The sequence below is a fragment of the Solidesulfovibrio sp. C21 genome (assembly GCF_047785625.1).
Lineage (GTDB): Bacteria > Desulfobacterota > Desulfovibrionia > Desulfovibrionales > Desulfovibrionaceae > Solidesulfovibrio.
On the sequence record NZ_JBLODY010000019.1, the window covers coordinates 1 to 12430 of the forward strand.

Below are 12430 nucleotides of genomic sequence, written 5' to 3' on the forward strand. Positions count from 1 at the left end.
GAACCGGGGGAGGGAACCTTTTTTTGCAAAAAAAGGTTCCCTCCCCCGGTTCCTCGATCCCCAAAAGGAGTCTCCATTCCATGTCCATGTCCAAGTACCAGACGATGCTTGTCACCGGCGGGGCCGGGTTTGTCGGCAGCAATTTGGCCGTGTCCTTCAAGCGCCGGTATCCGGAGCTTACGGTCATCGTGCTGGACAATTTGAAGCGCCGGGGCTCGGAGTTCAACGTGCCGCGTCTGGCGGCCGAGGGCATCCGGTTCGTGCACGGCGACATCCGCAATCCCGAGGACATGGAGTTTACGGACAAGATCGACATTCTGCTCGAGTGTTCGGCCGAGCCTTCGGTGCTGGCCGGTTTTGGCGGCTCGCCCAAGTACCTCATCAACACCAACCTGACGGGCACGATCAACTGCCTGGAGGTGGCGCGCAGGAATGCGGCCGACGTGGTGTTTCTTTCCACCAGCCGCGTCTATCCCTACGATCCGATCAATGCCATCCCGGTGCGTGAAGAGGAGTCGCGGTTTGTCTGGGACTGCGCCGACGGCCCGCGCGGCTGGTCCTCGGCCGGTTTGGACATCGATTTCGACCTCAACGGTCCCAAGTCGATGTATGGCGCCACCAAGCTGTGCTCGGAATTCGTGTTACGCGAATACGAGGCCATGTACGGCGTGCGGGCGGTAATCAACCGCTGCGGCGTGATCGCCGGCCCCTGGCAGTTCGGCAAGGTGGACCAGGGCGTCTTTTCTCTGTGGGTGCAGGCGCATCACTTCAAGCGCAGCCTGTCCTACATCGGCTTTGGCGGGCTGGGCAAGCAGGTGCGCGACCTGCTGCACGTCGACGACCTCTTTGACCTGCTCGACATACAGCTTGGCGACCTTGAGAAGGCCAAGGGGAAGGTGTACAACGTCGGCGGCGGGACATTTTCCAGTCTGTCGCTGTTGGAAACCACGCGCCTGTGCGAGGAAATGACGGGCAACGCCATCGCCATCCGTAAGGACCCCGTCAACCGCCCGGCCGATCTGGCCATCTACATCGGCGACAACCGGCGCGTGACCGCCGATTTCGGCTGGCAGCCGAAACGGGACGCGGCAACCATCCTGCGTGACCTGCTGGCCTGGGTCCGCGAGCAAGAAGCAAGCCTGAAGACGTTGGCAGGGTTGTAGCACGGCGGCCTCCTCGAGGCGCGCTACGGCCAAGGGGAGGCTCCATGATGCATCGCAAGGTCGATCGTACGCGCATGCTGGCGGATGCGCGTACTATCCGTGAAAACATCAGCCGCGCCCGGGGCTATCTGCGGCGCGACGATCTGTATCGCTGCATCGACGCGGCCAACGACGCCCTGGGCATCAAGAGTTCCGGCGCGGCCCTGGGGCTTGGCCGCTCCGAGGTGGACCTGCTTTTCGCGGAAATGTGTGACGATTTCAGCCGCCACCCCCGGGTGCTGGCGTTTCTGCAACGCATCGGCATTACCACCTCCCCTTTTCTGCGCTACAAAGCCGGCGACGAGATCATCCTGGTCAAGAAGCTGACCGCCCTGCGCCTCAAGATGGAGGAAGCCGAGCGGCGCGACCAGGAACGCATCACCAAGCGCCACGACACCCAGAAGGAAGAGTGGCTGCGGCTGGGCCGCGAGCATCTGGCCCAACAAAGTTTTCCCAAGGGCAAGGTCTATCTGCGGCGGGTGGCGGAGACGTTCGGCGCGGAAGAAGGCGTCATACGCGACGTGGGGGCGCTGTTTATGGAAGCCGGGCTTTTGACCGAAGCGGCGGAGATGTTTTCCCTGGCCATCGCACGTTTTCCCAACGACCAGCAGGCCTGGCGGCTCAGCATCGACGCCTGGGATTCGATGGGCGAATTCAAGAAGGCCGAGGAGCTCTATCTGGGGGCGATCAAGAATTTCGGCGGCCACCCCAAGACTTTTCTCAACATCGCCAAATTCTACCTCAAGTGGAACCGCAAGGACGACGCCTACGACTACGCCAGCCGCGCCCTGGACCAGGACCCGGATATGGCCGAAGCCAGGGAAATACGCGACAAGCTGGACCGGTAGGGCTGCCTACTTGCCGATGCAGAACTTCGAGAAGACGGCATTTAAGACATCATCGGGCGTGGTCTCGCCGGTGATGTCCGAAAGAAGCGCCGCGGCGGTTTCGAGGCGCACCCCCAGCAGATCGTAGGGCACGCCCGCCCGGATATCGGCCGCAAGTCCCGCCAGCTCCAGCCGGGCCGCCTCGAGGCTTGCCGCCTCGCGCGCATTGGGGGCCGTGGCCCCCGGCTCGGGCAGGCCGTCGGTCGCGGTCAGCCGTTCGCGCATGGCGGTGAAAAGCCCGGTCAGGCCGAAACCCGTGCGGGCCGAGACGGCCACCGTCTCCAGCCCACGCGCCCGAAGCGCCTCGGCCGCGCCCGGCTCGGCCGCCGGCAGATCGGCCTTGTTGACCACGACCAGCAGGCACCTTGGCCCAAGGAGCGCCAACAGTTCCTCGGCCTCGGGGTCCGGGGCGTACGGGGCCGCGCCGTCCACGACATAAAGCCCCAGGTCCGCGCGGCCGGCCCTGTCCCGGCCGCGCTTCTTGCCGGCCGCCTCCACGGCGTCCGGCGTCTCGCGCAGTCCGGCCGTGTCCGTCAGGCGCACGGGCAACCCGTCGAGGTCGAGTCCCTCTTCCAGATAATCCCGGGTCGTGCCCGGCTGATCGGCCACCAGCGCCCGGTCCGTGCCCAGAAAGGCGTTGAACAGGCTGGATTTACCGGCGTTGACCTTGCCGAAAAGCGCCACGACCGCCCCTTCGCGAAAGGGCTTGGCCCGGCGTCCGGCGGCAAGCAGGGCGTCGATGCGGTCCATGACGGCGGCCACCCCGTCGGCAAAGGCCTCCTTGGGCTGGCACTCCACCTCTTCGTCGGGAAAATCCACGGCCAGACAGACCCCGGCCCGAAGCTCGCCAAGCGCCCGGCCCAGTTCCCGGGCGGCCTCGCCCATGCCGCCGGAAAGGCGGGTTAGGGCAAGGGCCGCGTCCACCTCGCCACGCGCGGCGATCAGTTCGGCCACGGCCTCGGCCTGGGACAGGTCGAGCCGGCCATTGAGATAGGCCCGCTTGGTGAATTCCCCGGGCCCGGCCGGCCGCGCCCCGGCCGCGCAGGCGGCGGCCAGGACGGCGGCCAGCACCACCGGCGCGCCATGGCAGAAGATTTCCGCCGTGTCCTCGCCGGTGTAGCTCCCGGGACCGGGCATGAAGGCCGCCATGACCTCGTCGAGCACCCGGCCCGAAGCGTCGCGCACGGTCCCGTGGTGCAGCCGGTAGGGCCGAAGCCCCGCGAAATCCGGCCGGGCCGAGGTGAAGAGCTTTGTCGCGACGGCCTTGGCCAGCAGGCCGCTTATCCGCACGATGCCGACTCCGCCGCGTCCCGGCGGGGTGGCGATGGCGGCGATGGTGTCGCCCGGAAGGCGGCTGGCGGGCATGGCGACGCTTTCCCTACGCGACGGCGGCACAGCTGGCCTTGGCCAGAAGCGCCTTTATCCCGCGCCCCATGCGGGCGATGCCCTCCACGATGCGCTCCGGATCGGCATTGGAGAAGTTGAGCCGCATGGCCCGCTCCCCCCCGCCATCGACGAAAAACGGCCCGCCCGGCACGAAAGCCACCTTTTCCTTGATGCACAGGTCGAACAGGGCAAAGGCCGAGCAGCCCTCGGGCAACGTCACCCACAGGAACATGCCGCCTTCGGGCTCGGTGCAGGTGACGCCTTCGGGAAATTCCGCCCGGATGCGCTCGAGCATGAGGTCTCGTTGCGCGCCGTAGGCGGACCTGATCGTGGCGATATGGGCGTCGATGTCGTTGTCGGCCAGGTAGCGGATGAGCACCCGCTGCACGAAGGTGGAGCTGTGCAGGTCGGAGGCCTGCTTGGCGGTGACGAGCTTGGGCAGGGCTTCCGGTGTGGCCACCACCCAGCCCAGGCGCAGCCCTGGCGCGACGATCTTGGAGAACGTGCCGAGCAGGAAGGCGTCCCCGCCGGGCAAAAACGACGACACCGGCGGCATGGGCTCGCCGGCGAAACGCAGCTCGCCGTAGGGATCGTCCTCCACGAAAACCGCGTCGGAGACGCGCAGCGCCTCGGCCACGGCCCGCCTTGCGGCCAGGCTGTAGGTCATGCCCGAGGGGTTCTGGAAATTGGGCACGGCGTAAAACATCTTGGCTTTTCGGGAAACGAGCAGTTCCGTCAGCCGGTCGATGTCCGGGCCCTGGGATGTCAGCGGCACGCCGGCGAACTCCGGTTCGAACAGCGAAAAGGCCTGTATGGCCCCGATGTAACCGGGCAGCTCCACGGCGAGCAGGTCGCCCGGATCGAGAAAGACCTTGCCGATGAGATCCAGGCTTTGCTGGGAACCGGTGGTGACGAGAATATTGGCCGGATCGACGTCCATGCCCTTGCGGGCCTTGTAGCGGGCGGCGATCCATTCCCGTAGTTCCGGCTCGCCTTCGGTGACGGAGTATTGCAGGGCGGCGGGACCGTTCTCGGCCAATACGCGGGCGGCGGCGGCGGCCATGGGGCCGATGGGAAAAAGGTCGGGCTTCGGAAGTCCGCCGGCAAAGGAGATGATGGACGGATCGGCGGTGACCTTGAGGATTTCCCGGATGAACGAACGGCGCACCTGGGACATGCGTTTGGCGAAAGCGGGCACTGGTAGGACCTCCTGCGTACAAGTGGAGGCCTCGTCTGGCGGAAAAAAGGCGGAGCGACGGGCCGCCAGACGCGGCCGGTCGCGGTATACTAGACCGGAGTCGGAAAAGATTAAAGCAATAACATCGGTCTGCCCGGCCTGCCGTTTGACATGACGCAATAAATACGTACATTTTGCGTCATGTCATGGAGGGTTGGCATCTCCGGCCGCGTGGCCAAACAGATACGACGGCTGCCCGAGCCGGTGCGGGCCATCGCCCGCCAACTCGTCCATGAAATCGAGACATCCGGCCCTGTGCGCCAGGGTTGGCCACACTATGGCAAGATCACGGGGCGGCCGGGATGCCACCACTGCCATATCCGGCGCGGACGGCCGACATATGTGGCGGTGTGGAAGGAAACCGGCGAAGGGCGGGAGGTGGAGGTAACCTATGTCGGAACGCATGAAGGCGCGGACTACGGACGGCTTTGTTGAATTTTCACTTCGCGTGCCCGAATCCCAGGCCAAGCGGGTTGGCGCGGCGCTTCGGGCCATTGTGGCGCTTTTGCCGGAAGCGTCCGAAACGGCTCCGGTCGCTGACGAGGATTTGGACGATGACGCCCTGTATTCCCCGGATGAGGTCTTCGGCTCCTGGACGCCGGGAGCGGCGGTCCGGGCCTACCGGTTGCGCGAGGGGCTGACCCAGGCGGCGCTGGCCCGGGGCATCGGGGCCACCCGTTCGGTGGTCAGCGATCTGGAGACCGGCCGGCGGCCGGTCAGCGGAGCCATGGCCCGGAGATTGGGAGAATTTTTCAAGACGGAGTACAAGAATTTTTTGTAGCCGCGCCAAGGCCCTCCCCTATCCCCAAAAGCGCCTCCCGCCGCGACGACTCCCCATACGCCGCCACCGTCAGCCGCGCATCTTCCAGCACTGTCGCCAGCTTCCCGCCGCCCTTGAGCCACAGCAAGCAGGCCGCCTCCAGACACGCCGTTGCCCCGAAAACGTCATTGTCCGCCGCGTAAAATCCGTTCCCGCCCCAGGGGACGTCGCGAAGCGGCAGGCTCGGCACGTAGCCGCCCTCACCTGCCTGGCGCATGTAGTCGAAGCCGCCGAACCCGGCGAACCCGGCCACGACGCAGCCGCAGGCCATGGCCTCGATCGGCGGCAGCGGACAGCCCTCGGGAAACCCGGTGGCCAGAAAGACATGGCAGGAGCGCATCGCCTCGGCCACCCCGTCCGGCGCCAAGCCGTCGATGGGCACGAATTCGGGGGCCATGCCGGTACGCGGCGCACGCGCTTCGACCATCCGCCGGATCATAGCGGCGAGCCCCTTGTTTTTGCGCGGCATGTACCCCACCCGCACCAGCGCGGGCACGGGCTTGGCTTCGGGCGGATAAAACCGGGCCGGGTCGATGACCGGGCGCAAGACCGGCGGCAGGACGCCGAGCGCCCGCTCGATATAGCGCGCCACCGGATCGGACACGGCCAGAAACGTCACCGGCAGCCTGTCCCAGGTCACGCCCTCGGGCAGTCCGTTGAAAAGATAGGCCCAGTTCTGGCAGTAGACCACGCAGCGCGCCCCGGCCGAAAGCCCCGGGGCCAGGGCGTTGGGCCAGCCCTCGGGCACGAGGTACACGTCCCCCGGCCCCATGCCGGCCTCGGCCAGGGGAACCACCGGGATATCGGCCGGCAGCGCAAGCGGCGTGGCCCCGGCCTCGCGCAACACGAGCCTGACCTCGCGGCCCATGGCCGAAAGCGCCACGGCCACATCGAGCAGCACCGCCAGCCCGCCGGAAACGGTGCGCAACGGCGGCAAAAAAACGAATGTGCGTCCCACGAGGTCTATCCTTGAATGCCGGCGCATGGTTGCCGGCCCGGTTTCAAAAGGCTAACACCACAAGCGGCTGCGTTATGCAGCCGTGATGCCGCAAGGAGTCGCCATGCGCAACAACAAGGATGCCATACCCGACCTGGCGCTGACCCCGGAGGATACCGCCGTGACAACCCTCGGCGAGCCCGCCTGCGACAGCCCCAAGCATGTGGGCACGTTCGTGCCCGACGACGCGGCCGTGCTGGTCGGCATCACCCGGGGCTCCGTGTCCTGCGCCGGGTCGACCCCGGTTTTCTTCGAGGACGCCGGGCCGCGACAGAAAATCTTCTTTTCGCCCCACAAGACCAAGGTCGCCATCGTCACCTGCGGCGGCATCTGCCCCGGCATCAACGACGTCATCCGTTCCATCGTCATGGAGGCCCACCACCAGTACGGCGCGGCCGCCACCCTCGGCATCCGCTACGGCCTTCGCGGCTTCATCCCGGCCTGCCGCCACGACGTGCTGGAATTCTCCCCGGACAACGTGCCCGAAATCCACCAGTTCGGCGGCACGGTGCTCGGCTCCTCGCGCGGCCCCCAGCCCGTGGACGAAATCGTCGACGCCATGGAACGCCTCGGCATCGGCTTTTGCATCTTCATCGGCGGCGTCGGCACCATGCGGGCCGCCCTGGCCATACAAACGGAAATCGCCTCCCGAAACCTCGCCATCGGCATCGTGTGCATCCCCAAGACCGTGGACAACGACATCCACTTCGTCTCGCGCACCTTCGGCTTTTTAACCGCCGCCGAACAGGCCACCGAGTCCATCGCCTGCGCCCACGTCGAAGCCCTCGGCGCGCCCTATGGCATCGGGCTGGTCAAGCTCATGGGCCGGCAGTCGGGATTTATCGCCGCCGAGGCCAGCATGGGGCTCAAACACGTCAACATGGTGCTCGTGCCCGAGGAGCCCTTCTCCCTCACCGGCCCGGGCGGCGTGCTCGACGTGCTGGAAAAACGCCTGCGCTCGCGAGGCCATGCGGTCATCGTGGCCGCCGAAGGCGCGGGCCAGCACCTGATCCCCCGGACCGGCCGCTTCGACCCCTCGGGCAACCCGGTGCTCGGCGATTTCTGCGGCCTCTTCGCCCGCGAAATCAAACGCCATTTCAAGGAACAAAAGCTCCCCATCACGCTCAAGTCCATCGACCCGAGCTATATCGTGCGCGCCGTGCCGGCCAATACCGCCGATGCCGTCTACTGCGGCTTCCTCGGCCGTCTGGCCGTCCACGCCGGCATGGCCGGCAAGACCGGCATCATGATCGGATCGGTCAACGACCACTACGTCCACGTCCCGCTGTCGCTCGTCACCCGTGAACGCAAGCACATCGACATCAACTCCGAATACTGGCAGGCCGTGCTGGATTCCACGGGCCAGCCGCGCTTCGCCGCCCAGACCGACCAACCCTGAAGGAGCCCTCATGCCGCTGACCCTGCCCGAGGTCCTGGCCGCCATCCGGCCGGTGGACCCGGCCCTTTTCGATGTCGCAAAGGCCCACCTCGACAACCTGACCAAGCCCCGGGGCAGCCTCGGCCGCCTGGAAGAACTGGCCCAGCGCCTCTTCGCCATGACCGGCGGCAATCCCCCGACCGTGGACCCGGCCCGCATCTACGTCTGCGCCGGCGACCACGGCGTGGCCGCCGAAGGCGTGAGCCTGTTTCCCCAGGAAGTCACCCGCCAGATGGTGGCCAACTTCCTGGCCGGCGGCGCGGGCATCAACGTCCTGGCCGATACCGCCGGCATCGATATCCGCGTCGTCGACGCCGGATGCCTGGGCGACCCGTTTCCGCCCAATCCCCTCTTCGCCGGCTCACGTGTCGCCTCCGGCACCGCCAACCTGGCCACCGGCCCGGCCATGACCATCGAGACCTGCACCAGGGCCCTGCTCCTCGGCGCGTCCCTGGCCGCCCAGGCCGCCGCCGAAGGCGTCAAATGTCTGGGCACCGGCGACATGGGCATCGCCAATACCACCCCGTCCACCGCCCTATTCTGCGCCTACCTGTTCCTCGACCCGGAAACCGTCACCGGCCCCGGCACGGGGCTCGACAGCTCCGGCGTGCAACGCAAGGCCGCGGTCGTGGCCAAGGCCCTCGAACTGCACCAAGAGGTCATCGACTCCGGCGACCCCGTGGCCATCCTGGCGGCCCTCGGGGGCCTGGAAATCGCCTGCCTGGCCGGACTCGTCCTCGGCGCCGCCGCCAACAAACTCCCCATCGCCGTGGACGGCTTCATCTCCACCGCCGCCTACGTCGCCGCCCGGGCCATCGCGCCCGACGTGGCCGACTACGCCGTCGTCAGCCACGCCTCGGCCGAGCCCGGCTACGCCCCCATCATGAACGCCCTGGACCACAAGCCGCTCCTCGACCTCGGCCTGCGCCTCGGCGAAGGCACCGGCGCGGCCCTGGCCATCTTCCTCATGCGCGCCAGCGCCAACATCTACAACAACATGGCCACCTTCGCCGCCGCCGGCGTCAGCGAAGGCTAGGGCCAAGGTTAAGGCGAAGGCTCGCCGGGGCGCTGCCCCGGACCCCGCCGGGAGGCCACGGGCCCCCCGGTCCCCCCTTCTCGGCTCTGGTCGGGCGGGGGAGGGATGGCTTGTCGGGAAACGGTTGGATGAAGATGGAAGCGGAATTTGCCGGGACGGTGCCGCCGCTTACGCGGCAGGCTCGTCCCGAACAAATTCCGCTTCCACCACGCCGGTCGCCCCGTTGGGGCGACATTCAAAAAAAAACTCTTCTTCTTAAAATGCGGCGCTTCGCCGCTGGCGCGGTTGTTGCCGCAATCGTGTCTGGCGTCGAGGCGCGAAGCGCCTCGTGTCGCCGGGCCGATTGCGGCAACAAACATACGGCGTCCCATCACCCAAAGACATCACAACCCTCACCCCCCAGCCTCTCCCACACCCCAGCAACCCAACCCGGTAAAAGGGGGTCCGGGGGACATCAAGTCCCCCGGCGGGGTCCAGGGGCGGAGCCCCGCTTCTCCTTCTCCTTCTCCCCTCGCGGCATCCCCTGCTCCAGCTCCTTTTCTCCGCCTGGGCCAACGATGATGTAGGCCTGCACGGCCAGGCCGATGGGAAGGTGCGGCGTGCCGTCGAGGGCGATGACGACGTCGAGGGAGCGGGCGTTTTTGGGGCCGCGCAGGCTGGGGGCAAGATGGGAGACGCTACCGGTAAAGCGGCGTCCCGCGAAGGCTGGGGGGATGAGAACGGCGCGCTGGCCCACAGCCAGACGGGCGATGTCGCATTCGGGCACGGCGACGCGCACGCGAAGCCGGCTCGTGTCGCCGACGGTCAGGACCGGGGTATCGCGGGAAGGGGAGACGACCTCGCCGGGCCGGCGGAAGCTGCGCAGCACACGGCCGTTTATGGGCGAACGCAGCACGGCTTTTTCGGCCTGGGCCTGGGCGGCGGCCAATGCGGCCCTGGCGGCGTCGACAGCGGTTTTGGCGTCCTGTCGCTCTTTCTTGCCAGCGGATGACGGAAGGTCGTCGAGCCGGGCCTCGCTTGCGGCCAGGGCCTGTCCGGCCGCCGCGACCCGAGCCTGAAATTCCTCCCCGGCCAGTCGGGCCAGAATCTGTCCTTGTCGCACGGTGTCGCCCTCCGCCACGCCAACCGCGCCGATGATGCCTTCCATGGCGAAGCCCAGACGAATTTCCCCGGACCAGGGTTCCACTTGGCCGGGCGCGGCGATCCAGGCAGCCGGAGAGCCGGGGGCGGGCCGGGCCGGCGAAGGGGCTGGCGGCATGGCCGGAGCCACGACGGCGGGGGACGGCGGGCTGGCGCGCCGTGGGATATGGCCGCCGGTATAGAGCCACCAGACTCCGGTGAAGATCATGGCGGCGGCGGCAAGCAGCAGGAGCAGGCGTTGCAGCATGGGGAAGCGCCTCCATCGGCGACGATGCGCGGATGTGGCCGGGCATGGGAGTTCTTTTCCGGCTTTTTGGGGGCTACCCCATCATGCCGGCCCCGTAAAGGGGCGGAACGGATCGGCGAAAAGGCGGCCGGAGGACGAAGGAGGCGGCCCGCCCCCCGGCGCGAAACACACTGGAGCCTGTTGCGGCGTCAGTTGGCGATGCCGAAGTCGATGAGCAGCTTTTCCAACTCGCTGATGGACATGGGCTTGGGCACCACGAACATTCCGTTGTTACAGAAAAACAAAAACGACGCTGCTCCGTGCAACGTCGTTCTTGCCACCAAACGCGGAACCCAAAAGCCAACGCTGAAAATGGAGCGGGATGCCGGCCGGCCAGGAGGAGGACGCCCCATCCGGCCGTTTCCCTGGAAACTGGGGTCGCACGGGTTATTACAAGCTCCGTGCCAAAATACGTTTCCCCAGGAACATGGCCGGATCTGATCGATTTCCCCTGTCGCCGCCCCTCCAGGAAACACGTTTCCCCACGTTTTCGTACCAACAATGACAATTTGGTAGGTAAACTCTGCCCTTCCCCCGCCTGGAAGGCCACAGGCCGTCAGACGGGGGGACGCCCCGGGCGATGGGGCAGGCGGCAAGGCGCTTCCTGCCGGCTCAACGCGGGCAACCGGCCACGATGGATGCGGCGAGCCCCTCGATCTTGGCCGGAGGCGGCAATTCGCCGGCCGGGATGGGCTCGAAGGCCGGCTGCCCTTGCGCACAGACGGCGGGGTCCGCCTTGCGGCCGAACCAGCTTGCGGCGACGCGACGGGCCAAAAGCTCGGCCACCCAGGCGTTGCCTTCCGGGCTCCAATGGGTGTCGCGGCCGGTGTAGGTCCGCTTGCCCCCGGGCGTGACGCCGGCCAGACAGGGAGTCAGGTCATAGATGTCGTCCTGGGGCAGGCCGACCTGCCGGGCCAGCTCGCGGGTGACGCGGGTGGGCAGGCCGATATCCGCCTTGGCCGGGTCTTCGCCCAGGGCGCGGGCCGCCTTGGCCCCGACTTCCGGCGAGACGGCGCATTCCGGCGGGGACAGCATGACCATGACCGGTTTTCCCGTGCCGGCCGCCTTGGCCGCCGTGGCCAGAAAGAGCGCATACCAGGGCAGGTCGTTTTTGTAGGCGAACATGGTGTCTTTATAATACGGCTTCATGCTGGAACGCATTTCCGAGGCCATCTGGTCCGGGGTGAGGGGCAAAAGCGAGCTGTAACGCGGGTCCGCACCGTCCGGCATCACGCCCAGCGCGTCGAGGTCGGGCAAAAAGAGCATCCGGCGCAGCGCCTTGTCGCTTTGCAACTTGAACAGCACCTGCGCCTTGACGAAATCCATGAACCGAAACGGGTACTGATGCGGCACCAGGGTGTAGGGGCCGTAGGCCATGCCGCGGCGGCAGGTGTCGGCCAGATGCGCGGCAAAGACGGCCGAGTCATAGGGCGTATTGCGCACGTCGTTGAAGTCGTTGCCGAAATAAATGTTGAAGATGATCGCGTCATAGTCCAGGGCCTGACTCCAGAAGGCGAAGCGCTCCAGGTAGTCGGGAAAGGAGATGGAGGGGAAGCCGAGGTTGACCACGCGGAACGTGCGGCCAAGGCCCATGGCGTTGAGCTTTTTTTCCAGCACCGCGCAAAAGCCGTATTCCGGCTTGGTCACGGCGTAGGTGTAGGAGTCGCCGAAGACCAGGATGCGGTACTCGCCGGCCGGCTTGCGCTTGGCGACAACGCCGTGGACGTCGTTGAGCAGCATTTTTTCCAGGGAATAGCTGGCGGCATCCCTGGAGGCATACGAGTAGACGTGTTCCTTTTCATAATCGCGAAACACGAAGTCGACGATATAACACGCCAGCAGCACCTGCACAGCCACAAGCAGCACGATGCCGCCGATGCGAAGGAATCGTTTCATAATAAGGTAAGTCGAAAAAGGAGCCGGGGGAAACCCTTTCTGTAGAAAGGGTTTCCCCCGGACCCCCTTCCCAAAGACTTTCAATAGTAACAGCCTGTTGGCCGC

10 protein-coding genes are annotated in these 12430 nt (G+C 66.6%); 5 read left to right on the top strand and 5 right to left on the bottom strand.

Features of this window, described 5'->3' with window-relative positions:
- The first annotated feature begins 80 nt into the window (after positions 1 to 80).
- Both ACMZ6R_RS08000 and ACMZ6R_RS08005 read left to right on the top strand, forming a co-directional pair.
- Positions 81 to 1163, top strand: coding sequence for an NAD-dependent epimerase/dehydratase family protein (locus ACMZ6R_RS08000; RefSeq protein WP_416110396.1), 1083 nt, complete (start codon positions 81 to 83; stop codon positions 1161 to 1163).
- 44 nt (positions 1164 to 1207) lie between these two features.
- Positions 1208 to 2050, top strand: coding sequence for a tetratricopeptide repeat protein (locus ACMZ6R_RS08005; RefSeq protein WP_416110397.1), 843 nt, complete (start codon positions 1208 to 1210; stop codon positions 2048 to 2050).
- A 6-nt stretch (positions 2051 to 2056) separates the two neighbouring features.
- Here the strand turns inward: ACMZ6R_RS08005 and mnmE are convergent, their stop codons facing one another.
- Positions 2057 to 3454 carry a tRNA uridine-5-carboxymethylaminomethyl(34) synthesis GTPase MnmE gene (gene mnmE, locus ACMZ6R_RS08010; RefSeq protein ID WP_416110398.1) on the bottom strand — a complete coding sequence of 466 codons (1398 nt, stop codon included), beginning with the start codon at positions 3452 to 3454 and terminating at the stop codon, positions 2057 to 2059.
- A gap of 13 nt (positions 3455 to 3467) precedes the next feature.
- On the bottom strand, positions 3468 to 4673 hold the full coding sequence (locus ACMZ6R_RS08015) for a PLP-dependent aminotransferase family protein (RefSeq protein WP_416110399.1): 1206 nt from the start codon (positions 4671 to 4673) through the stop codon (positions 3468 to 3470).
- A 430-nt stretch (positions 4674 to 5103) separates the two neighbouring features.
- Between ACMZ6R_RS08015 and ACMZ6R_RS08020 the strand changes: the two genes are divergently transcribed.
- Positions 5104 to 5493, top strand: a complete 390-nt coding sequence (locus ACMZ6R_RS08020; RefSeq protein WP_416110400.1) for a helix-turn-helix transcriptional regulator — start codon at positions 5104 to 5106, stop codon at positions 5491 to 5493.
- On the opposite strand, the gene ACMZ6R_RS08025 is transcribed toward ACMZ6R_RS08020, so the two are convergent.
- Positions 5465 to 6490, bottom strand: coding sequence for a glycosyltransferase family 1 protein (locus ACMZ6R_RS08025; RefSeq protein WP_416110401.1), 1026 nt, complete (start codon positions 6488 to 6490; stop codon positions 5465 to 5467). The two genes, ACMZ6R_RS08020 and ACMZ6R_RS08025, sit on opposite strands and share 29 nt — an antisense overlap.
- Positions 6491 to 6593: 103 nt before the next feature.
- On the opposite strand from ACMZ6R_RS08025, the gene ACMZ6R_RS08030 reads away from it, so the two are divergent.
- Together ACMZ6R_RS08030 and cobT are read left to right on the top strand one after the other, a co-directional pair.
- Positions 6594 to 7928, top strand: a complete 1335-nt coding sequence (locus ACMZ6R_RS08030) for an ATP-dependent 6-phosphofructokinase (protein WP_416110402.1) — start codon at positions 6594 to 6596, stop codon at positions 7926 to 7928.
- Between the two features lie 10 nt (positions 7929 to 7938).
- Positions 7939 to 9003 (top strand): nicotinate-nucleotide--dimethylbenzimidazole phosphoribosyltransferase, encoded by a 1065-nt coding sequence (gene cobT / locus ACMZ6R_RS08035; RefSeq protein ID WP_416110403.1) that lies wholly within the window; start codon positions 7939 to 7941, stop codon positions 9001 to 9003.
- 454 nt (positions 9004 to 9457) lie between these two features.
- On the opposite strand, the gene ACMZ6R_RS08040 is transcribed toward cobT, so the two are convergent.
- On the bottom strand, positions 9458 to 10390 hold the full coding sequence (locus ACMZ6R_RS08040; protein WP_416110404.1) for an efflux RND transporter periplasmic adaptor subunit: 933 nt from the start codon (positions 10388 to 10390) through the stop codon (positions 9458 to 9460).
- Positions 10391 to 11041: 651 nt separating this feature from the next.
- Positions 11042 to 12325: a hypothetical protein gene (locus ACMZ6R_RS08045; protein WP_416110405.1), complete on the bottom strand. Its 1284-nt coding sequence runs from the start codon at positions 12323 to 12325 to the stop codon at positions 11042 to 11044.
- Positions 12326 to 12430: the final 105 nt, after the last annotated feature.